18 protein-coding genes, 2 tRNA genes, 1 rRNA gene and 1 riboswitch are annotated in these 25,935 nt (G+C 40.1%); of the genes, 16 read left to right on the top strand and 5 right to left on the bottom strand.

The features are described 5' to 3' along the window. The 8 genes from rrf to tsaD form a co-directional block, all read left to right on the top strand. A 5S ribosomal RNA gene (gene rrf / locus CEY16_RS14915) occupies positions 1-91 on the top strand; the annotation flags it as partial. Positions 92-136: 45 nt separating this feature from the next. Beyond that, a tRNA-Met gene (locus tag CEY16_RS14910) sits at positions 137-213 on the top strand. A 150-nt stretch (positions 214-363) separates the two neighbouring features. After that, a tRNA-Asp gene (locus CEY16_RS14905) sits at positions 364-440 on the top strand. A gap of 180 nt (positions 441-620) precedes the next feature. After that, positions 621-1,586, top strand: coding sequence for a thiamine-phosphate kinase (gene thiL, locus CEY16_RS14900; protein WP_101332857.1), 966 nt, complete (start codon positions 621-623; stop codon positions 1,584-1,586). 11 nt (positions 1,587-1,597) lie between these two features. Beyond that, positions 1,598-2,047 (top strand): tRNA (adenosine(37)-N6)-threonylcarbamoyltransferase complex ATPase subunit type 1 TsaE, encoded by a 450-nt coding sequence (gene tsaE / locus CEY16_RS14895; protein WP_101332856.1) that lies wholly within the window; start codon positions 1,598-1,600, stop codon positions 2,045-2,047. Then, positions 2,044-2,751 carry a tRNA (adenosine(37)-N6)-threonylcarbamoyltransferase complex dimerization subunit type 1 TsaB gene (gene tsaB / locus CEY16_RS14890; protein WP_101332855.1) on the top strand — a complete coding sequence of 236 codons (708 nt, stop codon included), beginning with the start codon at positions 2,044-2,046 and terminating at the stop codon, positions 2,749-2,751. Before tsaE ends, tsaB begins: the two co-directional genes overlap by 4 nt. Beyond that, positions 2,744-3,190, top strand: a complete 447-nt coding sequence (rimI, locus tag CEY16_RS14885) for a ribosomal protein S18-alanine N-acetyltransferase (protein ID WP_238378871.1) — start codon at positions 2,744-2,746, stop codon at positions 3,188-3,190. Before tsaB ends, rimI begins: the two co-directional genes overlap by 8 nt. Further along, entirely contained in the window at positions 3,187-4,203 is a 1,017-nt protein-coding gene (tsaD, locus tag CEY16_RS14880; RefSeq protein WP_101332854.1) for a tRNA (adenosine(37)-N6)-threonylcarbamoyltransferase complex transferase subunit TsaD, read from the top strand. The genes rimI and tsaD overlap by 4 nt, the downstream gene beginning before the upstream one ends. A gap of 275 nt (positions 4,204-4,478) precedes the next feature. Here tsaD and abc-f read toward each other — a convergent pair whose 3' ends face one another. Further along, positions 4,479-6,422, bottom strand: coding sequence for a ribosomal protection-like ABC-F family protein (abc-f, locus tag CEY16_RS14875; RefSeq protein WP_101332853.1), 1,944 nt, complete (start codon positions 6,420-6,422; stop codon positions 4,479-4,481). A gap of 86 nt (positions 6,423-6,508) precedes the next feature. Between abc-f and CEY16_RS14870 the strand changes: the two genes are divergently transcribed. Then, on the top strand, positions 6,509-7,132 hold the full coding sequence (locus CEY16_RS14870) for a redox-sensing transcriptional repressor Rex (RefSeq protein WP_101332852.1): 624 nt from the start codon (positions 6,509-6,511) through the stop codon (positions 7,130-7,132). Positions 7,133-7,241: 109 nt separating this feature from the next. Beyond that, the gene (locus CEY16_RS14865) at positions 7,242-8,642 is read left to right on the top strand and encodes an MDR family MFS transporter (RefSeq protein ID WP_101332851.1); all 1,401 of its coding nucleotides are present in this window, start codon (positions 7,242-7,244) and stop codon (positions 8,640-8,642) included. A gap of 287 nt (positions 8,643-8,929) precedes the next feature. On the opposite strand, the gene CEY16_RS14860 is transcribed toward CEY16_RS14865, so the two are convergent. After that, positions 8,930-9,139, bottom strand: coding sequence for a YdiK family protein (locus CEY16_RS14860; RefSeq protein WP_101332850.1), 210 nt, complete (start codon positions 9,137-9,139; stop codon positions 8,930-8,932). Further along, positions 9,139-9,864: a CPBP family intramembrane glutamic endopeptidase gene (locus CEY16_RS14855; protein ID WP_101332849.1), complete on the bottom strand. Its 726-nt coding sequence runs from the start codon at positions 9,862-9,864 to the stop codon at positions 9,139-9,141. Before CEY16_RS14855 ends, CEY16_RS14860 begins: the two co-directional genes overlap by 1 nt. Positions 9,865-10,093: 229 nt before the next feature. Between CEY16_RS14855 and groES the strand changes: the two genes are divergently transcribed. The 3 genes from groES to CEY16_RS14840 all read left to right on the top strand — a co-directional run bounded on the left by groES (position 10,094) and on the right by CEY16_RS14840 (position 13,232). Beyond that, the gene (gene groES / locus CEY16_RS14850; protein ID WP_101332848.1) at positions 10,094-10,378 is read left to right on the top strand and encodes a co-chaperone GroES; all 285 of its coding nucleotides are present in this window, start codon (positions 10,094-10,096) and stop codon (positions 10,376-10,378) included. Positions 10,379-10,501: 123 nt separating this feature from the next. Beyond that, positions 10,502-12,136, top strand: a complete 1,635-nt coding sequence (gene groL / locus CEY16_RS14845) for a chaperonin GroEL (protein ID WP_101332847.1) — start codon at positions 10,502-10,504, stop codon at positions 12,134-12,136. Between the two features lie 262 nt (positions 12,137-12,398). Next, positions 12,399-13,232, top strand: coding sequence for an NAD(P)-dependent oxidoreductase (locus tag CEY16_RS14840; RefSeq protein ID WP_101332846.1), 834 nt, complete (start codon positions 12,399-12,401; stop codon positions 13,230-13,232). 144 nt (positions 13,233-13,376) lie between these two features. Here the strand turns inward: CEY16_RS14840 and CEY16_RS14835 are convergent, their stop codons facing one another. Both CEY16_RS14835 and CEY16_RS14830 read right to left on the bottom strand, forming a co-directional pair. Next, complete coding sequence (locus CEY16_RS14835; RefSeq protein ID WP_101332845.1) at positions 13,377-14,330, bottom strand: calcium/sodium antiporter; 954 nt, start codon at positions 14,328-14,330, stop codon at positions 13,377-13,379. Between the two features lie 107 nt (positions 14,331-14,437). Next, positions 14,438-15,316, bottom strand: a complete 879-nt coding sequence (locus CEY16_RS14830) for a DMT family transporter (RefSeq protein ID WP_101332844.1) — start codon at positions 15,314-15,316, stop codon at positions 14,438-14,440. 415 nt (positions 15,317-15,731) lie between these two features. Between CEY16_RS14830 and CEY16_RS14825 the strand changes: the two genes are divergently transcribed. The 3 genes from CEY16_RS14825 to CEY16_RS15070 all read left to right on the top strand — a co-directional run. Beyond that, positions 15,732-15,884, top strand: a complete 153-nt coding sequence (locus CEY16_RS14825) for a small acid-soluble spore protein P (RefSeq protein WP_101332843.1) — start codon at positions 15,732-15,734, stop codon at positions 15,882-15,884. Positions 15,885-16,177: 293 nt separating this feature from the next. Beyond that, positions 16,178-16,267, top strand: a riboswitch (cyclic di-GMP riboswitch). Positions 16,268-16,415: 148 nt separating this feature from the next. Then, on the top strand, positions 16,416-25,034 hold the full coding sequence (locus CEY16_RS14820) for a DUF2515 family protein (protein ID WP_101332842.1): 8,619 nt from the start codon (positions 16,416-16,418) through the stop codon (positions 25,032-25,034). Between the two features lie 717 nt (positions 25,035-25,751). Then, positions 25,752-25,935, top strand: a 184-nt coding sequence (locus tag CEY16_RS15070; RefSeq protein ID WP_238378870.1) for a hypothetical protein, incomplete at its 3' end; no start/stop codon positions are given.

Raw genomic sequence — 25,935 nt, 5'->3', positions numbered from 1 at the left:
CACCTGTTCCCATGCCGAACACAGCCGTTAAGCTCTCTAGCGCCGATGGTAGTTGGGGTTCTTCCCCTGTGAGAGTAGGACGCTGCCGGGCAGTAATAATCTATCTAGATTCCTATAAAGGATTCTATGACAATATCGCGGGGTAGAGCAGTCTGGTAGCTCGTCGGGCTCATAACCCGGAGGTCGCAGGTTCAAATCCTGCCCCCGCAACCAAATTATTTTTTTATACTTAAATAGGGAGCGACCAGGTCGCAACCAATAATTTTCGAAGCAAGTGTAATCAGGAGTACCCGAAGGGTGCAACCAAATTATTTTCTTTATACTTTAAATTGAAACCTATTATAAGTCGAGTAACATATATATGGTCCGGTAGTTCAGTTGGTTAGAATGCCTGCCTGTCACGCAGGAGGTCGCGGGTTCGAGTCCCGTCCGGACCGCCATGATATATTAATAATCAATACCTTGTGGAAATCATTTCACAAGGTATTTTTATGTAAAAATTTATTGGGAAAATAAGTTCGATTTAATAATATACCTATTTATTTCTTATCTACTCTATATTTGCTATGATTGTCTTGATATTCATTATTAATAGAAGTCAAAAAAGAGGGGTATAGATTATGGATGAGTTTGATTTTATCCAAAGCATAAAGCCTTCATATTATAAGCAATCGTCAGTGGTTAAAGGCATTGGAGATGATGGGGCTATAATCCGACCTACCTTTGGTCAGGATCTGGTGATTACATCTGATACAATGGTAGAGAATGTGCATTTTTCATTAGATTACATGTCTTTTGAAGATGTTGGGTATCGGGTGCTGGCAGCAAACTTGAGTGATGTAGCTGCTATGGGTGCTGTACCTCGGTATTATATAGTGAATATCAATGTACCTGAACAAATATCTAATGAAGAATTAGTCCTTGTGTATCAAGGGATGAAAGAATTAGCTGATAGTTATAGAGTAGATTTAATCGGTGGGGACACTGTATCTGGAAAAGAATTTAGTATTAGCATAACTGCATTCGGTTCAGTTTCGCCTGAGCTCAAGCGTAATCGCTCAAGTGCTGAAGATGGTGACATCGTTTTTGTTACTGGTTCACTAGGGGATTCTGGCTATGGTTATGAATTATTGAATCGAAATGAAGTTGATTTCAATAATTATTTTGTTAAGAGACACGTCCGCCCTGAACCACAGGTTTCTTTTGTAAATGCTACAGAGAAGTTTGATCGAATTTCTCTGAATGATGTAAGTGACGGAATTTCTTCTGAGTTGAATGAAATTGCTCAGGCATCGAAAACAAACTTACTCATAGAGTGGGAGAGACTCCCGTACCGTAAGGAGTTAAACGAACTCGATGAGCACAAACTAGATGAATGTATTCTGTCTTTCGGGGAAGATTTTGAACTGGTAGGAACATGCCCCGAGAAAGACTGGGAGTTACTTAAAGATAAATGTAAACAGGTAGGTATAACAGTAACGAATATTGGAAGAGTGTTGGCGTCCACTAAAGATCAACCGTCTGTATTTTTACATAAAGATGGTGAGAGAAGAGTGCTGCAATCAAGTGGATATCAACATCGGTAAAAGGTGATAATATGTATAAATTCACAACTGAATCAGAGGAAGAGACAAGACAACTGAGTGAGTCTTTAGGACAATTGCTTATTGAAGGCGATGTTCTTACGCTGGATGGCGATCTTGGCGCTGGGAAGACGACCTTCACCAAAGGACTGGCAAAAGGGCTAGGGGTGAAGCGAACCGTGAACAGCCCTACATATACAATCATTAAGGAATATCGCGGGGATAAAAAGTTGTTTCATATGGATGTCTATAGACTTGAAGACAGCGATGAAGACATCGGATTTGATGAGTATTTTTATGGAGATGGAATTACAGTTGTAGAGTGGTCAACATTCATTAAAGATTTTCTGCCAGAAGAACGCCTTGAGATTCGAGTTGAAAAAGTGGACGAGCAATCTCGTGTGTTTCATTTTGAACCTAAAGGTAACCGTATGATCAGAGTATGTGAGGAGCTTCAAGGATGAATATTTTAGCGATTGATACTTCCAATCAACCAATGAGTGTAGCTATAACAAGCGATAATACATTACTAGCTGAGTGGACGGTGAATGTGAAGAGAAATCATTCGATTCAGCTGATGCCGGCGATAGAAATGGTTATGAAAGATGTTAATCTGAAGCCAGCTGACATAGATAAAATCGTAGTAGCTGATGGTCCAGGTTCATATACTGCTCTTCGGATAGCGATGACAACTGCCAAAACGTTGGCTTGGACGCTACAAATCCCGATTGTGGGTATCTCGAGCCTGAGAACACTTGCTTCGAATTTCATGCATTCTCAGGAGCTTATATGTCCATTTTTTGATGCAAGAAGAGGTAATGTATTCACTGGTCTATATCAATCAGAGGGCGATGATATGAAAGCTGTGATAGAGGATCAAAATATCGCAATGGAAGACTGGTTAGGACAACTGAAAGAATATAATCAACCGATAAGATTTGTCACTCCTCAAGGGGAGAATTTTGATGAATTGATCAACGAACACTTTGGAGAGCACGCGGTGATCGTAAAGGATTATTCACGTGTTCCAAGAGCTAGTCAATTAGCTTGGTTGGGCAAAGATGAACAAGAGGCACCTGTTCACCTCATTCAACCTGAGTACCATCGAGTGACAGAAGCTGAGGCGAATTGGATTAAAAAGAACCAGGAGCATGGTTCCAATGGTTGAGCTGGTGACGCGTCGAATGACAGTTGAGGATTTGGATGAGATTTTTGAAATAGAGACTGCTTCATTTCGTTCACCTTGGAAGAAGAAAGACTTCTTTTTTGATCTGACAGAGAACTTGTTTTCTCATTATTTAGTTTTAGAAAAAGAGGGACGTTTGATAGGGTATTGCGGAGTTTGGATCGTTCTCGAATCTGCTCAAATAACCAATATTGCTATACTTCCCGAGGAACGCGGTCACAATTATGGAGAATTTCTGTTTGATAAGGTTCTAGAACTATCTAAACGCGAAGGCGCAACTGAACTGACTTTAGAAGTTCGAGAATCTAATCTTGTTGCTCAAAATCTTTACGAAAAATTAGGTCTTAAAATTGTCGGTAGACGTGAGAAATATTATAAAAATGATGGCGAAGATGCTTTAGTCATGTGGGTGAAATTATGAACGAAGAGTCGAATGAAATTATATTAGCGATTGAAACAAGCTGTGATGAAACGGCTGTAGCTATTGTCCAAAACGGGACAGAGCTGTTAGCGAATGTGGTGGCCACGCAAATGGAGATCCATCAGCGTTACGGTGGTGTGGTGCCAGAGATTGCGTCTAGACATCACATTCAACAAATGACGCTGGTGTTGGAACAAGCTTTGGAAAAAGCTGAGCTTACAATGAGTGATATTGATGCCATTGCGGTGACAGAAGGTCCAGGTTTGGTCGGGGCCTTATTAGTCGGGGTAAATGCAGCGAAGGCATTGGCATTTGCGCATAATAAGCCTCTTATTGGTGTGCATCATATAGCTGGGCATATTTATGCGAATCGTTTAGAGAACGAATTCCAGTTCCCGTTGTTATCGTTAGTGGTGTCCGGTGGTCATACTGAGCTGATCGTCATGAAAGATCATGGAGAGTATGAAGTAATAGGAGAAACTCGAGATGATGCAGCTGGAGAAGCATATGATAAAGTTGCCAAAGCATTGAATTTGCCATACCCTGGGGGTCCTGAGTTGGATCGCTTAGCCCAACAAGGGGAGCCTGTGTATGACTTTCCCCGTGCATGGTTGGAGAAAGATTCCTTTGACTTCAGTTTCAGTGGTTTGAAGACAGCTGTGATCAATCAATTGAATCAGTTCAAGCAGAAAAATGAAACGTATAGAATAGAGGATATTGCGGCTTCATTTCAGGCTAGTGTGATTGAAGTATTAGTGGAAAAGACGTACCGGGCTGCTGTTGAAAACGGAGTCGAACAAGTGATTGTTGCCGGGGGAGTGTCAGCGAATAAAGGATTGAGAGAAGCCTTGGAGGAGAGATTCAAGGATGCAGGTATTACGTTGATGATACCACCTCTTCATTTATGCACAGATAATGCCGCGATGATTGGTGCGGCAGCTTCTATTTCATATAGAAAAGGAAATTTCTCTGATTTTACTTTGAATGCTAATCCAGGTTTAATCTTAGAATAGTGATTATCCACAGTTATTCACATAGCTGTGGATTTTTTTATGAAAGCAGATGTAACCAGCTTCTAACTTGTGAACATTTTTGTGGAAAAAATCAAATTTTTCTGTGGATAATGTGCATAAGTCTGTGCATAACCGTCAAATAAGGGGTTGAATTGTGGATAAGTCTGTTAATGAACAAAATAATTGTGTATAGAAAAAATCCAGGGAATAAACCCTGGATTCGATGTCGAGCTCCAGCGCCTAGACAATGTGCCTAGAGGGAGCTTGCGCTAATCTTATTTATATTGACCGAGTTGTTCTTGTAGTTCTTCCCACTCTTCCATCAGCTGTTCGACTTTTGCTTCGCTGTCGTGAATGGTCTGTTGAATCTTATGAAGCTCATCTGCATTTGCGGTAAGTTCAGGGTCATACATTTTTTGCCCTTCAACTTCGATGATAGCTTCATGTTCTTCGATCTGTTCTTCAATTGATTGGATCGAACGTTCAATTTTACGAATCTCACTTTTTACTTGTTTATCATTATAGAATTGGTTTTTGTTTTTTTCGTTTTGTGTTGGTTCTTGGTGCTTGGCTTTTTGAAGAGCTTCAATTTCTTTCTCTTCTTCCAGCTTTTCAATGTAGTAATCATAATCTCCGATGAATGTACGTGTGCCTGAAGCGGTCATCTCCATCACATGTGTAGCTAGTCGATTGATGAAGTAACGGTCGTGAGAGACGAAAAGAATCGTCCCAGGATACTCTGCCAACGCTGCTTCTAAAACTTCTTTACTGTCTAAGTCCAAATGGTTGGTCGGTTCGTCCATAATCAACACATTCGCTCTTTGCAGCATCAATTTTGCAAGAAGTATGCGGGCCTTCTCACCACCACTGAGCATGCCGATCGTCTTGAGAACATCATCTCCACTGAATAGGAAGTTCCCTAAAATTGTTCTGATCTCTTTCTCTGGCTTCAGTGGATAATCGTCCCACAGTTCTTGAAGAACCGTTTTGTTTCCGGTCAGAGATGACTGCTCCTGGTCGTAATAACCGAATTGGACGTTGGTTCCCACTTGAATATTGCCCTCTACATGAGTTAGCCGGTTCAGAAGCGCTTTTAAAAGGGTAGACTTACCGACACCGTTAGGTCCGACGATTGCCACACGATCTGCTCGATTGATTCTGAACGATACATTTTGAAAAATCGGCTTGTCCAACGCAGCGTATTTTGCCGTCAGGTCATCGACTTTCAGCACATCGTTCCCACTTCGCCGTTCGATTTCAAAAGAGAACTTAGTCGACTTATCGTCAATATCGGGAGATTCGATGCGCTCCATCTTCTCTAGTTTCTTTCGTCTCGATTGAGCTCGTTTACTCGTAGAGTCACGAGCAATGTTTTTCTGCACGAATTCTTCCAGTTGCTTGATTTCTTCTTGCTGTTTTTCGAAACGTTTCATCTGAAGCTCGTATTGTTCTGCACGTTTTTGTAAAAAGGTCGTGTAGTTTCCTTTGTATTTTGTAGCGGTCTGGAAAGCGACATCGTATACAGTTTTGACCGTTTCATCTAGAAAATATCGGTCGTGTGAGACGATGACGACAGCGCCGTCATAATTTTTGATATACGTTTCTAACCAGGAAAGGGTTTGAATGTCCAAATGGTTCGTCGGCTCATCCAACACCAAAATATTCGGCTTGGATAAAAGCAACTTCCCTAATGCCAGTCTTGTTTTCTGGCCACCGCTGAGTTCATGAATCGGCGTTTCGAAGTCGAAGGACCCGAACTGCAAACCATGTAAGACAGCTTCGATCTCAGCTTCGTACTGGAAGCCACCGATCGATTGGAAGTAGTTTTGCTTCTCATCGTAATTGCTTAATAACAGTTCATATTTTTCAGCATTCTCCAGGATGTCTGGGTCTGCCATTTTAGCTTCCATTTCACGGAGTTCTTTTTCTAAACGGATGGTTGATTCGAACACAGTCAGCATTTCTTCCTTTATTGTACGCTTGGAATCGAGTCCTGTATGCTGTGCTAAGTAACCAATCGTAACATCCTTCGGTTTGAATATATCTCCATCATCATGAGTCATTTGCCCGGCCATGATTTTGAGTAGTGTCGATTTTCCGGCACCGTTACGGCCCACAATGGCAATTCTATCATCATGATGTACTTCTAATTTGATTTTCGATAAAATAAGGTCAGCACCAAACGATTTACTGATCTCATTTAATTGCATGACAATCATAGTTTTCACCTCAACGTGGACTAGTGTATCTTATTTTTTAGATTTTAGAAAGGTTAAACAACTACTCATAAAGGAGCCTTTTACATATGGGAGAAGAAAAAATTCCACAGGCAACAGCCAAACGATTGCCTTTGTATTATAGACATCTAAATACATTATACCAACAAGGAAAACAGCGGATTTCGTCCAAAGAGTTGAGCGAAGCTGTTAAAGTCGATTCTGCTACAATTCGAAAGGATTTTTCATACTTCGGTGAACTTGGTCGAAAAGGGTACGGATATGATATTCAGCATTTGATCCAGTTTTTCAGAAACATATTAGATCAACATGAAGTCTCTAAAGTTGCCTTGGTCGGTGTAGGGAACTTAGGGACAGCTTTATTACATTATAACTTTATGAAAAATGATAATACACAGATTGAGATCGCTTTCGATTCTAATGCTGATAAGGTTGGAAAAGAAATCGCGGGTATACCGATTTATCATATTGATGACTTGGAAAAGGAAATCAATCGGACAGGTATTAACTTAGCAATCTTGACGGTTCCGGCTCATGTTTCACAACAAGTGGCAGAGACGTTAGTAGAAGCAGGCGTACAAGGGATATTGAACTTCACACCTTCCAGACTAGACGTACCAGATGATGTACGTGTTCACCATATTGACCTGTCGATTGAACTTCAGTCGTTGATTTATTTATTGAAAAATTAATCCTATGAACGAAAAGCTTACCTAAAGGTGAGCTTTTCTTTTACCGTCGAAAGGTGTAAAATAGTTCGTAAGTCGAAGTTTTTTAGTATAATGCGGGGGAAGTAGCTCAATGAGTAAAATAAGTAGTAAATGGCTGGTCGTATTTGCGGTGCTGTTCGGTACCTTCACAGTCATTTTGAACAATAGCATGTTGAATCCGGTACTACCGGAATTCATGTACATATTCGATTCCGATGCGGTCGGAGTCAGTTGGATCCTGACGATTTTCATGATTGCCATGGGGATGACGATGCCTCTTACTGGCTTTTTAGGGGATCGTTTCGGTAAAAAGAAAGTCTATCTGATCGGTCTCGTGTTATTTATGACCGGTTCGATTCTAGGGGCGCTTTCGCAGACCTTATGGATGGTCATTACTGCCCGTGCGGTGCAAGGTATGGCCGGTGGTCTGATGATGCCGAATGCGATGGCATTGATATTTAATGCTTTCCCAAAAAATGAACGTGGTTTCGCAATAGGTGTATACGGAGTTTCAGTCATGGTGGCACCTGCTATCGGGCCGACGATCGGCGGGGTCATCGCAGAGAACTTCGCCTGGGAGTTCCTATTTTTATTCAATATTCCATTTGCGTTGTTAAGTCTATTCTTCTCGACGAAATACTTGAAACCTACCGAATCGAATCCAGCTTTAAGATTTGATTGGAAAGGCTTCGCGCTAATCACGGCAGGGGTAGGTTCTGTGCTATATGTATTAGGACAGGGGCGTGAATTTGAGGCGTTATTGAATGTCTCTAATATAGGATTGTTTATACTAGGTGCGATATTAATTTTTGTGTTTATTAAGTATGAACTGAAGCGGGATGAGCCCTTACTTGATTTGTCCGTGTTCAAAATCAAAACGTACCGCTATTCGATCATCGTGACATCTGCAGCCTCTATCGGATTATTTTCTGGATTATTCTTGTTGCCATATATGATTCAAGAGGCATTTGAGATGGGCTTGGTCCGGACAGGTTTGATCTTTTTGCCAAGCGCACTTATGAGTGGAGTGTTCATGAGTATTGGTGGGAGATTGTTAGATAAAAAGGGTCCGAGAGTCGTTATTCCGACTGGGCTAATGATCCTGGCCTCAGCTAGTTTGGCTTTAGGATTCGTCGAGCTATCGACGTCTTATTGGGTCTTGATGGCGATTTATATTGTTCATGGCTCGGGGCTTGGTTTCGCCAACATGCCAGCGACAACCGCAGGGATGAATAAGATTCCTGAGAATCTCGTCGCACAAGGTTCTGCGATGAACAACCTGATCCGCCAGATCTCATCCTCTTTCGGAATCGTGTTCTTCTCTGTTTACTACGAGATCCGCCGCGGTCAGCTACAGCTATTAGAGGAAATCTCTACTCAAGAAGCAACGATGCAAGCAATCAACGAAGCTTTTATCGTCGCTGCAGTCATTCTAGTGTTGGCAGTACCGTTCGCCTTTAAAATGAAAGGGTTCGATGAGAAAGAAGAGTAGTGGTTTTCTGGCTGAGTGTTAGATAATGAGTGATAAGTGATAGATAATTGACCCGAAGTGTTAGAAAACTGATGCTGAGTGTTAGTTAGGAGACTCTGACTGTTAGATTCCGTGGAATAAGTGTTAGATAATCCATTCTAATTGATAGATTGTAGCAGTTGGGTACTCTTATTAAGTGTTCAGGCGTCCTGAGTCAGGGTTTATATTCAATAAGTCAGGGAATAGCTTCCTGTGAAGTTGTATCCATATAAAAAAGACGAATTCGATCAGCGAATTCGTCTTCCTCTTTATTTCTTCTTTTTTCCGTTTTGTTTTTTCATCAGGGAATGGATGGTGAACATCCGGATGGCGACACCGAATTCAAATGTGGCGATCAGCATGAAGATGATCGTCGTCAGATTCCATATCGTGTCTGTCGCGCTTTCGATTGCTATATAAGTAAAAGCGATCCCCATCAGAAAGTAAATCGTTGCTAGAAAAACCGGGGAAATCTTCATTAGATTAGACCTCCAAGTATGATTGTGGCTGCGTTTTCCATCTCTTCTAACCTACGTTCCAAATCCTCAACATCTATGGCCAAAGACAACACGACTGCTATTGTGTTCATCGCCATATGCGCAAAAATAGGAACAATGATTCGATTTGTTTTAACGTAAAGATAAGCGAACACAACACCCATTGCGAAATAAGATAGGATGAACTCGAAATCCAAATGTAACGCAGCGAAAGCTAGTGATGAAATGAGTGCTGCGAAAAAGAAGTTCATCTTTTTATTCAGTTGACCGAAAATAATCTTACGGAAAATGATTTCCTCAAAGATCGGTGCGAATAAAATCGGTAGCAACAGGAATAGCCAATTCTCCTCGATTTTATTCATGATCATTTCTGTGTTTTCAGAGCCACCTTCAAGCCCGATGATTTCTATATTAATAAGGTTTACGACTATATTCGTTAGGTATGCTAATACAACACCAAGTAGTGACCATTTGATGATACCACCAATTCCTGGTCCGTTTCTCATCTCTGATCGTTGCATGTCTGGCTTCAGTAAATAGAGGAAAAACACAAGTCCGATAGCATAAGCGCCAAGTAGCGCGTAGGTTTCAATTTGTGAATTAGTTAATCCAGGTGCTAACCATTTTAATCCTATGACTATAGGAAAGGGTAGAGCAAGCTGAACAAGTAAGTAGGTTAATATTATGTACCAATAGCGTTTAGGCAAGTTGATCTTCTCCTTCGAGTAATAAATGGGCCAAGTTCTACATAGGATTGTAAAGTCGACTAGAAAGACCTCATGACCATTCTATACTAAATAAAAAAATGAAACAAAAATTTGCATTTACTACTTGCAAAAATTTCTGATTTTCATTAATATATAAATTGGAATTAGCACTCACTAATGTTAAGTGCTAATAATCATCTTCAACATATTTCGGAGGAGGTTTTTAACCGTGTTAAAACCACTAGGTGATCGTGTAGTTGTAGAGGTAATTGAACAAGAAGAAAAAACAACAAGTGGAATCGTACTACCTGATTCTGCAAAGGAAAAGCCACAAGAAGGTAAGGTTGTTGCTGTAGGCTCTGGCCGTGTGACAGACAATGGCGAGAAAGTTGCATTAGAAGTGAAGGATGGCGACCGTGTCATTTATTCTAAGTTCGCTGGTACAGAAGTGAACGCAGACGGCAAGGAGTATCTTGTTTTACGTGAGAGCGACATTCTTGCAGTAGTTGAATAATACATTTGGAAGTTATTAAAAAATACATCGGGCGCGTCTAGTCAGAATTCATTTCTATTAAAATGAGGGACGCTCCATATTTTTATTAAAATGAATTGAGATAGATTTGAGGAGGGCATTGAAATGGCTAAAGAAATCAAGTTTAGTGAAGACGCTCGCCGCGCGATGCTTCGCGGGGTAGATACGTTAGCAGATGCTGTAAAAGTAACACTAGGACCTAAAGGACGTAACGTCGTTCTTGAGAAAAAATTCGGATCTCCATTAATCACGAATGATGGTGTGACAATCGCAAAAGAAATCGAATTAGAGAATCATTTCGAAAATATGGGTGCTCAGTTAGTATCTGAGGTTGCTTCTAAAACGAATGAAATCGCTGGTGACGGTACGACTACAGCGACGGTGCTAGCACAAGCTATGATTACTGAAGGACTTAAAAACGTAACTTCTGGTGCGAACCCAGTTGGTATTCGCCGCGGAATCGAAAAAGCTTCCCAGGTTGCTACTGAAGAGTTACGCAGCATTTCTAAGCCAATTGAAGGTCGCGATTCAATCGCTCAGGTTGCTTCAATTTCATCTTCTGATAACGAAGTTGGACAATTGATTGCTGAAGCGATGGACCGCGTGGGTAACGATGGTGTCATCACAATCGAAGAATCAAAAGGTTTCTCTACTGAGCTTGAAGTAGTAGAAGGTATGCAGTTCGACCGTGGATATGCTTCTCCATACATGGTGACTGACCAAGATTCAATGGAAGCTGAATTAGAAAATCCTTACGTGTTAATCACAGATAAGAAGATTTCTAATATCCAAGAAGTACTTCCTGTACTTGAGCAAGTCGTACAACAAAGCAAGCCGATCTTGATCATCGCAGAAGATGTTGAAGGTGAAGCACTAGCAACATTAGTTGTAAACAAACTTCGCGGAACGTTCAACGCAGTAGCTGTTAAAGCTCCTGGTTTCGGTGACCGTCGTAAAGCAATGCTTGAAGATATCGCAACACTAACTGGCGCTGAAGTAATCACTGAAGATCTAGGATTAGATCTGAAGAGTGCTACAATCGATCAGCTAGGTCGCGCGAACAAGATTGTTATAACAAAAGATAACACGACAATCGTTGAAGGTGCTGGAGATCCTGACAAGCTAGCAGCTCGTGTAAATCAAATCCGTGCGCAATCAGAAGAAACAACTTCTGAATTCGATAAAGAAAAATTACAAGAACGCCTAGCGAAATTAGCAGGCGGTGTAGCAGTCATCAAAGTTGGTGCAGCTACAGAAACAGAACTTAAAGAGAAAAAACTTCGTATCGAAGACGCATTGAACTCAACTCGTGCAGCAGTTGAAGAAGGAATCGTCTCTGGTGGTGGAGTTGCGCTAGTCAACATCTACAGCAAGGTTGCTAGCCTAGGCCTTGAAGGTGACGAAGCGACAGGTGCTAGCATCGTTCTTCGCGCACTAGAAGAGCCAGTACGTCAAATCGCACACAACGCAGGTCTTGAAGGATCAATCGTTGTTGAACGCTTGAAAGGCGAAGAAGTCGGCGTAGGCTTCAACGCAGCAACAGGCGAATGGGTGAACATGATCGACGCAGGTATCGTCGACCCTACAAAAGTAACTCGTTCAGCACTACAAAACGCAGCATCAGTTGCAGCTATGTTCCTAACAACTGAAGCAGTCGTCGCAGATCTTCCAGAAGAAGACAACGGCGGTGGCGGCATGCCAGACATGGGTGGCATGGGCGGAATGGGCGGCATGATGTAAGCTGTCCCCGAACCTTTTGAATAAAAAATTAGTAAAATGCTAACATTTTGCTAACATAAATTTTTTGAAGCTTCTCATTAATTCATCAAATTTTTGAGAAGCTTCTTTTTTGTGTCTTCAGTAATTGTAGTTTAGCTTGAATGTTTCTAATATTGAGGTTAAAATGCCTTCTATTTGATGTGAATTATGAAAGCGGTTACGATATTAACAAATCTGAGATAAAAGCTTATTAGAAAAAACATTATTGAAGGAGGCAAGATCATTGAGTAAGAAAATTGGTTTCGTAGGATTAGGAGCAGTGGGTTTTCCGATGGCGGTTAATTTAAAGAAAGCTGGTTTTGAAGTCATCGGTTATGATGCTTTTAAAGGCGTTTACGATAAAGCTAAAGCAGCAGGAATAACGATGGTAGAGACTTTAAAAGAGGTGGCCGAGCAAGCTGATGAAGCGATTATTTCGATGGTGCGTGACTTCGATCAGAATGTTGAGGTCATTTTTGGAGAGGACGGTCTTTTGACTGGTGAATCGAAAGGTAAAACTGTTATTTGTATGAGTACACTTGACCCAGATACGATGAAACAATTAAACCAAAAAGTAGAAGACGAAAGTGACTTGAATTTAATTGATGCTGGTGTGAGTGGAGGCGTTTCCGGTGCTGAAGCAGGCACTTTATCCATTATGGTCTCTGGCCCTGAAAATATCGTAACGTCATTTCAGCCTTATTTTGAAGCGATGGGTTCCAACATATTTTACTACGGGAACGAAACAGGCAATAGCCAGATTGCCAAGTTAATAAACAATCTTATTCTAGGAATTAATGTGAATGCCGTTGCGGAAGGTCTTAAATTAGCGAAACATTTCAACTTACCTGAAGACGAGTTATTGAACTTGTTACAAGTCAGTACAGGTGATAGCTGGGTAGTTAGAAATTGGAGTGATGTGAGTGAGTGGACTGCAGATGCTACTTTGAATATCTTGCTGAATGATTTAACAGCTGCTAACAACCAAGGACTTAAAAATCATCTCCCATTACCATTTAGTGCCTTAGCCACCACGCAATTACTTGATTCTATGGGAGAAGAAAAACCAGAATCCTAATATGGAACTTAAGTGATTACCACAATTTACATTAGTCATTAGGTTGGCCCAAATTAAAAAACATGTAGAGAACCACTGATTAATTTCAGTGGTTTTTAATGTTTTAGAAAAAAATAATACTCAATTATAAAAATGTAAAAGATTCTAGTTTCTCAATATAATATAAACTAGATAAATGATATACATGCTCACAAGGACAATGCCCTCTTTTTTACCAATTGTATAATGTGTCCTTGAAAATAAGAACAATAACAAGCTCAATGCAATCATGATCATCACATCGATAAATATCTTTCCATTCACAGATAAAGGCGATATTACAGCTGAAGCCCCAAGTACAAATAGAATGTTGAAAATATTGCTTCCCACCACATTCCCTAGTGCAATTCCACTTTCTTTCTTCAATGCAGCGGATATGGATGTGACCAACTCAGGAAGTGATGTACCAATCGCAATGATGGTTAGCCCTACTAGTGTATTACTCATGCCAAGATCATAGGCAATTGTTGTCCCGTTGTTTACCACCAGGTCTCCACCAAAAATAATAGCTACTAAACCTGCTAGCGTTAACAGACTGTTTTTTCCCCAAGTGATGTCTGAAGGAATTGGTTCATGTATCGTTTCTTTTCGACTTTTCATACCGACTTCAATCACATAGTACATAAAAATGGATAAAAACAATAAAAAGATGATGCCGTCCCCGCGTGTCAGCAAGTTTTCACTCAACCCTTGGAATGCCATATCACTTATCAGTACGAGTAAAGCTCCACTAGCCAGCAATGTAAATGGTATTTCTTTTTTGGTTGTTTCTTTCTCAACTATTAATGGATATAGAAACGCTGCAATACCCACTACTAGAGTGATATTAAAGATATTACTTCCAACTACATTCCCCAGTGAAACTTCAGAATTTCCCTGTAATGCTGCAATGATACTAACGGTTGCCTCAGGAGAGCTTGTTCCCAAAGCTACAATCGTTAACCCTATCAAAATTGGCGGGACACGGAGTAGCCTAGCAATGTTGGAGGATCCATCGACGAAAAGATCAGCCCCTTTAATTAAAAGACCGAAGCCGACTATTAATAGTAAGTAAGCCATAGTTGCTCTTCAAACTCCTTTTTAATATTAATTAATTTACATATACCCTGTTTTTTTGCATTTGAAAAGTAGGAGGGAAAGCAACTGGAAGGCTATTTGGTCAAAACTTATTTAGAACGAACAGGCTTCCTCACACTAAGCACAACTACCGTCATCAGGATAAGCGCCATTCCAAGAAGTTGAATGAGGGTCAAATGATCTCCAATAAGCAGAAAGCCAAACAAAGCAGCTGTTACCGGCTCGATCATGGCGACCATTGAAGCGGTGGTTGGGGCGATATACCGTATGCCAACCACGTACAACATAAACGAAATTCCAGCCCCAAGGATCCCCAATAAAAAAAACCAGCCTACGTCGTTTGATACTGCGACACTAGCAACTTCATCAATGTCCGCAATAATAAAAAGGACGAGACAAAATGAAAAGAATGCGATGGTTAAGATGGTTTGTGGCCTTCCGATCGAAGAGGCGTTTTTAAAACCGAATATAAATAACGCATAAGACAGACCAGCAGCAAGCCCGAAAATCACTCCTAGAAAACCGACTGATAATGATCCAGTATTGTAGGCCCCTGTAAGCATGATAATCCCCATAAGTACAACGAAGATGCATCCCCATTTAAACCAAGTCGAGCGTTCGATTCCTGATACAAAAGAGATGACAAGGACGAACACTGGTGCTGTGCACATCAAAGTTACAGCAACCGCCACGCTTGAGGCTTGAATAGCAAGGAAATAAAAAGTGAAATTCCCAGCGACACCAACACCAGCTAATAAGGCCCATACATATAAACGAGTAGAGGTGGTCCAGTTTTGTTTGAATCGTAAAAGAAACCATATGAAAAAACATACAAAGCCAACAACCCCTCGATAAAGGGAAATGACAATGGGATCCCAGCCCTTGTTCATTAAAATGTCCGCAATTCCTCCACTAACGCCCCAACAAATAGCTGCAAGAATAACCAAGCTTACACCTACTGATCTCAACCTATGCATGCCTCCTAAAAATAGGTGATGGTGCAGATCAAGCCCCTCTACTAGTAACTGAAACGGGCTTAATAATGGAAGCTCAAGACCAAAATCATCTTTTTTACATTCCTAATCAAACATATGTTTTTTTAGAAGGCATTAATGTTAATTCTTTTGTCTTTTCGAATATTAAACGAAATCCTCAGATTGAATATGGTTTGTCTATAAATTATTTATTTTGTAAGAAGCCTTACCTCAACTCTTTAATAAGTAAACAGAGAATTCAAAAACCCCATCTTTATGAGCCAAAGTAAGTTGATAAGATATACAATACATGGATTAGGTAAGTGCGGTTAAGATTTAGCTTTTCAAAGTATGAATTTCTTTCTCTTGTCAAAAGATATCTGTAAATCAGCGAAGGAGGAGATAGAAAATGAGCGGACGACCTAAAGGGCCAAAACAACAGGAAGAACCAAATTTACCAAAGAGTCCAAAACAGCCATACGGCAAACCGCTGCAAGGCTCGCACAAAGTAAAACAGCGAAATCATTCTCAGCAAAAACAGAAATCGGATCATGATATGTAGAGTTTTGAGAAAAAAAAGAGACTGATCCAAATTAAAAGCCTTAGACTGTATTATACAAACCCCGTACCACTTTAATGGTAATACGGGGTTTGTATTTAAGGCAGTTAATACGGAAAGGGTGGTCATATGATCCAAAATATAACTTGGGCTCTTGTAGACCTTTCCCCACGATAATTGAAGAATTATGCATAAAAATGTCAAAATGTAGGTTGACTTTAGTCACAAAGTTATATAACATTTGGGTGTAATTCGTTTTATAGGAATTATTTTCTAGGTTTTTATAACCACAATTTTATATGTATGGGCAAACTCGTTGAAAGGCGGGGACGCAAAGCCTCAGGTCTAAAGCAAGACAAAGGTGCTACGACGGCTGGGTTGCAAAAAAAGTAAGATAAGTGTGCATTCCAAACCGCAAGTTTAATTTGGTATGCACATTTTTTGTGCGGTCAACTAAGGCTTTCCCCTTTCAACGTCACAGCCCCCACCACGAAGTTACAACTTGTCAGTAATTTATATAGGGGGAAAGCTTTTATGCTGAAAAAAGCTTATAGAAAGACGAGAAGAGTATTAATTAGCTTGATTGTTATTTTGCTTGTGTTTACTAGCACACCAATTTATCCGCAAAATGCTACTAACAATCTTAATGCTGAAAAAGGGGAGCTGAATCCGGCTGATTTGATGAATCCTGGAGGAATTATGGATTTCATGCCGGAAATCGGACAAGATCCAGCACCTTTACCACAACCAACACAGAATATTGGACCTACACTACCACCTGCGATGCAAGGGGATATGACTCCAACCGTCGCTCCTAATCACCGAGAAAGTAACCCTACCTCAGAAGATATCCCAACCCAGAAATTCGAAAACCCTGTCAACTTAGCAACAGGAAAACTAGACTTACAAGCTACTGATCTAGAACTTTCAGGAATCGGAGCAGACTATATTTTCGAACGTTCATACATGAAAGATTTAGATGAAGAAACTGCTTTGGGCTTAGGATGGATGCCTAATATTGAATCTGAATTAAGACTTTACGCTGAATTTCACATAGCTGAAACACGCCCTGACGGAAGTGTGCATTCATATAACTTTGTTATGGATGGTGAAGAAGCGGCGGTCACAAGCTATGATGATGACCCGTTAATCAACTATAAACTTCACAAAGGTTATTATGAAGAATTAGAAGACGGAACTAAGCTCACACGTATTAGTAAAGATGATGATCAATATGTTGTGACAAAGAAAGACGGATCAAAGGTTACATATAATGGCTACTACGCTCCATGGCGCGATCCGAACAGTCCAAATTATGAGCCGCCAGAAGACCATGAGTACGATTTCGATCCTAGAAAAGGTAAAATGATTCGTCAGGAAGATCGCTATGGAAATGCATTTGAGTATGACTATACGAAAACTGGTAAGCTAAAACAAATTACTGATACAACAGGACGTACTATCACATTTAATTGGAATGGAAAATTAATAGATTCGATCGAGGACCCATTCGGTAGAACCGTTCAATTCAAATATGATAATCAAAATCGTTTAGAAAAAATTACTCGTGCTGACGGATCCACTTTAGCATACACTTATGATTCGAATAACCACGTCACTTCTATTACAAAAGACGGTGAAACTACTAACTTTAGTTACAATTCAAACGAGCAAATTACAAGTGTTGAAATGTATGGAGATGTCTACTATCGCATGTCTTACACTAACAACACGACGACAGTTACCGACATTGATAATAATAAATGGACCTATGAGCACAATGATGGTCAAATCACACGTACAGAAAATCCGTTAGGGGAAGTTACTACAAATACCTATGATGACGACAATAATGTAAAAAGTATTACATCACCTCAGGGAACGATTTCTTACGCTTACGATGACCACGGCAACCGTACGAAGAAAGTTAATTTAGCTGGCGGTGTGACGGAAACCAAATACCATGATCAATGGGAGCAGCCAACTAAAATTATTGATCCTTTAAAAGGTGTTACGAAATTTGAGTACGATGAACAAGGGAATTTAGAAAAACGTATTGACCCAGAAGGCGTATACGTTGAGTTCGAGTACGATGAACGTGGTCAAATGACTCATATGACAGATGTTAAAGGCAATACAACGGAAATGGTCTATAACGACCAGGGATTTGTGGAAGAAGTCATAGACCCTCACGGCAAAAAAACGTTGTACGAACACGATGATTTAGGTCGAATTACAAAAGAAACACTGCCAAATGGCTCGACAACTAATTATTCATATGACGCAAGAGGCAATGTCTTAACTGAAGATAAAGGAAATGGCGTTGTTACTTCGTACACGTACGATTACCAAGGTCGCATTAAAACAATCAAAGACCCAATTAACCGTACCACTACCTATGATTATGACGGTAAAGGTCAAGTTGAAAAAATCACTGACGCTGCAGGCGTGACCCGTTACACATACAATAAACTTGGTCATATTAAAACGATCGAAAACCCACAAGGGGAAATCACAACTTTTACAAGGGATGTCTTGGGTCGCCCGACTCATATTGATCGTTCAACTGAGACAGCGGACTATCTTTATGAAGAATTTGGCGTCGATAAAGTTACAATCAAAACTGGAACAACTCAAAAAGTTTTCGATTATGACTATGATGATCGAGGCAATATTGTTAAAATCTCAGACCAATATGACCGTACACTATCGTTTGATTATGATATAGAAGGCAATCGTACGAAAGTGATTGATCCAATGGGCCGCGAAAACTCGTGGACCTACGATAAAGTCGGTAACCAAACGACTTGGACTGACGCCAATGGTAATGTAACCGAATATATCTATAACAATAATGGTGAACTTAAGCAGACCAAACATCCAAACGGATCATCAACATACTACCAATTTGATAAAAATCAGCGACTCGTACAGAAAACACTACCTGATGAAGCTGTAGAAAATTATACGTACGATGATGCCGGTTTGTTAAAATCTCAAACAAATGGAGAAGGAGAAACAACTTCTTTTACTTATGATGGACAGGGGCGTTTGACTCATGTCAAAGACGCTGCAGGCGGTGTCACGCAATATTCGTATGACGATGCAGGTCGAGTTAAAGTCATTACAAACCCTCTAGAACAAACAACTTCATACACCTATGGCAGCCAAAACCGTGTCACCAAACAAATCGATACAGCTGGAAGAGCGGTACATTTTGAATATGACGAACATGGACGGTTAACGCAGTACACCGATCAAGGAGAACGTACACATAAATGGACCTTCGACGAATCAACGAATAAGGTCATATACGTACGCCCAGATGGTGAAAAAACCACTTATGAATATGATGAAGACAATCGCTTGAAGAATATGTCTAATCCTAAAGGCGACGAAACAATCTACGAGTATGATGACCGAGGACGTTTAGTTAAAACGATTAATCCACTAGGTCAAACAACAGAACGTAAATATAACAACTTAGACCAAGTCATTAAAGAAATCGGGGTTAATGGTAAAGCAACTGAATATACCTATGACGAATTAGGCCGTGTAAATACTGTAACGAACCCACTGGGCTTAGCGACCGAATATAAATACAACAAATATAGCCAACTCAAAGCAACCATCAACCATCGTGGGGCAGAAACAAAATTCACATATGACGTCATGGGTAGAGAACAGACCGTTACTGACGCTAAAGGAAACACGACAACCACGGAGTATGACTTTGCTGGTCGTGTAAGTAAACAAGTAGATGCGTTAGATCAGGTAACCGCTTTCCAATACCACCCGTCTGGTCAAGTGGATTATATGAAAGATTCTAACGGTGGCGAGTGGACATGGGAATATGATGCTTTAGGACGTCAAATTAAACAAACAGATGCAGAAGGACGTACCACAAAATATAGCCATGATGCGGCAGGACGTCTTGTAACTGAAACAGATCCTTTAGGCAATACGTATGAGTGGAAATATAACAACTTCGATCAAGTTAAAAAAGAAATCGATCCTAAAGGTAATATAACTGAATACGATTACACTGTTCTTGGACAAGTCAAAACCATCCAAGATCCATTAGGTAATCAAACAAGCTATCAATATGACGTACTTGGTCGACCTACTAAGATAACAGATCCCAAGGATGCTACGACTAAGTACCAATATGATGCTCTCGGTCGCGTCAAGGAAATGACAGATGCCTTAGGGCAAAAAGAATCTTATCAATATGACGCATTAGGTAATGTGACTAAATATGTCGATGTTCTCGGCAATAAGCAAACATCTACTTATGATGCCTTAGGTCGAGCTCTAACTAAATCTGATTTTAAAGGAAACAAAACAACATTTGAATATGATGATGCTAAAGGCATAAGAACTATCACAGACCCTAAAGGCAATCAAGAAGTCATTGAATACGATTTACTAGAACAAGTAAAACAAGTGACAGATAAATTAGGAAACACAACTACTTTCAATTATGATGCCTTAGGTCGACTGAAAAGTGAAAAAGATGACCTAGGTTTAATCGCAAAATATAACTATGATGCTTTAGATAATGTTAAAGAAGTAATCGATGCGAATAAACAAAAAACACAATTTGAATATGATCTAGTAGGTAATCTGACAAAAGAGGTTGACCCATTAGAAAACGCTACAACATACAACTACAACGCAAACAATCAACTAACAAAACAAACAAACCCTCGTGAAGGATCTACGAATTTTGAGTACGACTCAACTGGTAATCTAGTACTTGAAAAAGATCCAGAAGGCGGGGAGTGGGAGTACGACTACGATGCTTTAGGTCGAGTATTACAAACAACTAACCCACTGGGGCATAAAAATAAGTTTGCATATGATGAAGTAGGTAATCTAGTTAAAGAATTAGATCCGACTGACTTTGCGACGGAATATGAATACGATAAGCTTGGTAGAATGCTAGGACAATCAACTGATGATGGGCGTGAGTGGACGTATCAGTATAACCCTAAAGGCTGGTTAACTAGTGTCACAAATCCACTTGATGGCCAAACCAAGTATCAGTATGATGCTAACGGAAACACCGTTAAGGAAACAGATGCTCTAGGACGCGACAACGAATTCAAATATGATGAGTTAAATAGAATGGTCAAACAGATTGACGTAGAGGATTATGAGTCAGAGTTTGAATATGATGAACTCGGTAACCTAGCCAAAGAAACGAACGCTTTAGGCGATTCAAGTACGTATGAATACGACAAAAGATCCCGTCTAATCCAAGAACAAACACCGAGCGGTTCAACTTGGGCTTACGAGTATGATTCCGTTGGTAATCTAGTCAAAGAAATAGACCCATTAAATCAAGTCACTAAGTTTGATTACAACGGTAATAACCAGATGACCAAAGTGACAGACGCTTTAGACGGTGTCACAAAATATAATTACGATGAAACTGGTAACCTGGCTAAACAAGTTGATGCTAATGGTAATACACGTGAGTGGAAATATGATCTAAATAGTAGAGTTGTAGAAGAGACCGATGGACTAGGTAACACCCATCAATATCAATATGATTTAGCTGGCCAGTTAAAAGAAGAAATTACAAGAAATGATCAATCGATTGAATATGACTACACAAAACGTGGTCAAATAAAGAGAAAGGATCTTGACGGGCTAAAACAACACTATGAATACGACGAAGCTGGCAGACTCACTCAGATGAAGTCTCCAGATTCCATTGATCAATTCAGCTATGACTCTTTAGGCCGTATAACCGAACAGTATAATGTGAACATCGATAAGAAATTACAATTCGATTATGATGCGGTCGGTAATATTCTTAGTTTAACGAATAGCGAAGATCGAACGACGACTTATGAGTATAACGAGCGTAACCTCATGACAAGTATGATGGACCCTGAAGAGAATGTGAGTACGTTCAACTATGATTCACTTGGGCGTCTTCAGACACAAAATCTAGCAAATGGCAATGTTATTGAACAAAGCTATACACCTGACGGTAACCTAGCGAGTGTTGAAAATAGTATGGAAGAAGGAATTGTTTCTTCTTATGACTATGAATACGATGAAGCCGGCAAACGAACCAAACAAATCGAGGAAGATGGAGCCGTTACATCCTATGAATATGACGCTTTAAGTCGATTAACCGATATCTATTATCCTAAGGAAAAATTAGATAACTTATCAACGGAACCATACTTCCCAGAAAATCGCAAACACAATCGTAATGAAGATCCAAAAGAAGATAAGCCAAAAAATAATAAAGAAGAAAATGAAGATCCAAAAGAAGAAACAGAAGTAAAAGAAGTAAAAGAAGTAAAAGAACACAGTGAAGTAACCAAAACGAGTCGTAACCTACAACCACCAACATGGCAGGATGAGGAAGCAGAAGAAACAGAGCCATCAGAAGAAGATGATGTGGTTGAGGTTGACTTAACTAATGAAGAACAAAGTGATGAAGAAACGGTAGTACAAAATAATGAAGAAACATTAGAACAAGAAGAAGGAAATGAAGAAGAAAATACAGAAGAGCCTGAGGAAGAAGAAACTGAGCATGAAAACGAAAAAGAAGACGTTGAAGCAGGAACAGATACAACTCAATCAACTAATAATAATGCCTCAGATGATCCAGCAGAAAATGTAGCTGAAGAAGAGGAAGAAGATAAAGGCTTCTTCACTAAAACAAAGGATAATATTGCTAAAGTATTCAAGGGTATTGGAAAAGCCATTAAAGATGTTTTTAATTGGATAGGTAATTTGTTTACCATTACACCTGCACAAGCAACTGAAAGTGAAGAAGAGTCAAACTATGGCTTCAACGAGCCGAAATACTACGTAGAACCATCTGAACATGTGGCATACACGTACGACAACGTCGGTAACCGGTTAACCGAAAATACCGATGGCGACGTCACGGAATACGAGTACAATGCCAATAATCAAATGACGCGTGCTGGCGAACACACCTTTGCATACGACCAAAACGGGAACGTCGTTCAGGAAGTCGGTCCAGATCAAGAACGCGACTACACGTATGATGCGGCGAATCGCTTGCGTGCGGTGATGTTTGGCGATGAAAGCTATGTCAAATACGGCTATGATGCTTTAGGTCGTCAAGCGACACGAGAAAGTGGCATGTGGCGTCAACTGGGAGACCCGATTCTGGATCAACACCCTGGCCAAGGCCATGGGCCAGCTATGAATCCTGGTCGAGGGAAAGGGAAAGGCAAAGGACCGAATGTTGATGACCATCCAGGCCAAGGGAACGCGTGGGGCTTAGACAAACGCGGCCGAGGCAAACAAAAGATGGAAGTGGTGGAGAGCCGAACTTTCTATGAAGGTCAGTCTCACGTGACGCACAAAGAATACAGCCCAGCTGGTTCACCGTATGCTGAATACCATACCGGTCCCAACAACCGTGTCGTGTCCCAAAAGATGTTCGGCTATCACGGCCGCAGTATTCCAGGTCAAAACCCGAGCATGAAAACAACGGGAGGCTTAATGTATTACCATTATGATGGGATGTCATCCGTCAGTGAACTGACCGATCGCCATGGCGATATTATTGAACGCTATCGTTACGATGCCTTCGGTGGCCTCATGACGGGTATCACGGCACCATACAACACGAACAGTTACACGGGACATCAGTACGACCAGGATACAGGCTTAGTGGACATGCAAGCACGTGTATATGACGCAAAAATTGGACGTTTCTTACAAGAAGATACGTATCAAGGAACGCTCGACAACCCATTATCACAAAACCGATATGCGTATGTCATGAACGATCCCGTCAACTTCTGGGATCCGACGGGGCGTGTACCGGCAGAGGTTCGCGCACAGGAAAACTTTACCGAGTATGTTGAGGTCGGGAACTATCAGGAACAGTGGTACTATGACTTCCAAAGTCACTACACCGTGGGCGAACAGACCCAAAATTATCGAGAGCAAGTCAGCGACACAGCGATTACCCTGACGTGGGATGTCGTCACGACCGTCGGCTGGCATTATACAGCCACCCACCGAGCAAACCTCATGGAAGATGGGATGCTCAAACCGGTGAATCGCAGCCCAGAAGATCACTATTGGTATGAGACCACGAGAACCGGTTATGAAAAAGTCACCACAGCTGAAGAGCTGATGGAACGGAACTATGAAACCCTCATCAAACATGGGGAAGTGCCTGAGGGCAGCACCCAAGTGTTCTCAGATTCGATGAGTTTTCATAATCCTATAGAAAAATTTAAGCAAATTTTTAATGTTGGTACAGTGGATATTAAAAACTTGGTAAGTATGATGGCACTTAACTCATCAGGTTCAAATGTTGGTTATGGAAGTATTGGTTATTGGAAAGGCAAAGCGGCAAATATAGTGGATCTAAACGCAGATCCAATTAAAAGGAATAAACAAATTAATAAAGCTTATGCGGAAATGTATTTAAGTGATCCGGATGTTTTCATGTGGGCTGGACTAGCTACATTTGCATCTGAAAATGTTGGTGATGCAATGCGTCAAATGGAGAATGAAGGCTGGATTATAAACTCTCTTAATACAGTTACTTTCAATAAATTCCCTGATTTAGGTGAAGTAGATCCTGAAGAAGTTTTTAATTTATTGCAAAAGGGTAATAAATCAGTTTACGAAGACATCTACTGGCAGCATTTAGCTTACCAACAAGGGGGGATGAGAGAGATAGATGCCATTTATAATAAAGGTGAACTTGATAATCAGCTTTATAAAGCTTGGAACTTAATAGATGAAGGTAAGAAAACGAACAAACAGGATTTAATAGAACAAGGAACTGTTGAACTAGCAATTTATGAGCAAAGTGTTACACTTCAGGATGAAGTATTTAGTCCTGCTTTAGCAACTTATGAAGCACTTTCCAGAATGGATGATAGATTGTTCTATCAAACGCTTAATGTGAGGCCTTTTTCTTCTCCAGTTCCAAATAAGAATAGCGGGTTTACAGATCATTATCCTGATGGTAATGTAGGAGAACTCGAAGATCGATTAAATTGGACAGTAGATCATATTGTACCGGATTTTATAAATTTTTATGAGACCAACCCCGATGTTTTAAAGAGAATGTTAGATGATATCATTAACCCTGTTTATCCAAATCCAAATTGCCATGCTTGTTAATTCAAATTTTATTAGAATGAAATAGAGCTGAATTGGGAAACACCACTTGCATAGGTGTTTCCCAAATCATTATGTAAAGGCGGTAACTAATTATGATAAATGAAAAGGTTTTAAATCGCAGTTGTCTCTATTCAAGCTGCGCACTATTATTATCAATTCTATCAATTTACTTGTGGTTTAAATCAATGGAACTAACAACTGAGGTTTTTTATAGGCCGGTTGAGCTGAGTGTAATATTATATATTACTCATATATTGTGTTTAATTAAAGCAGTAAAATTAAAAGAAAACATCCTCTTATTATTAGTAAGTTCTGTGATAAGTATTTATAATCTATTATTAGTTTTTATTACTATATATATTTTCTTAGTTGGCTTAACATATTAAAAAAATTTAATTAGTTATATAATTATTTTTATTAACATTAGAGAGTAGTAGTTGATGGTACGATTCCTATATTTTTTAAAAAATTCCGAATACTTTATTGATAATAAAGAAGTTTCTAATGAAGTTATTAAAAATGATCCTTCATAAGTAAAGTATATTCTTGGGTGATTTAGGTAAGTAAAAATTAAAGAGTAAGTACATAAGACAAAGAGGTAACTAATATAGGTGTAAACCTTGATTGACTAGACGCTAATCAAGGTTTCTTTTTATGCCCTTAGCCTAAATTTATGGCTTCAACGAGCCGAAATACTACGTAGAACCATCTGAACACGTGGCGTACACGTACGACAATGTCGGTAATCGATTAACGGAAAACGCCGATGGTGATGTCACAGAATACGAGTATAATGCCAATAACCAAGTGACGCGTGCTGGCGAACACACCTTTGCATACGACCAAAACGGAAACGTCGTTCAAGAAATCGGTCCAAACCAAGAACGCGACTACACGTATG

Source organism: Halalkalibacillus sediminis (assembly GCF_002844535.1).
Taxonomy (GTDB): Bacteria; Bacillota; Bacilli; order Bacillales; family Alkalibacillaceae; genus Halalkalibacillus_A; species Halalkalibacillus_A sediminis.
Note: the sequence above shows the minus strand (reverse complement) of the source record. Positions and strands in the feature narration are given on the sequence as shown.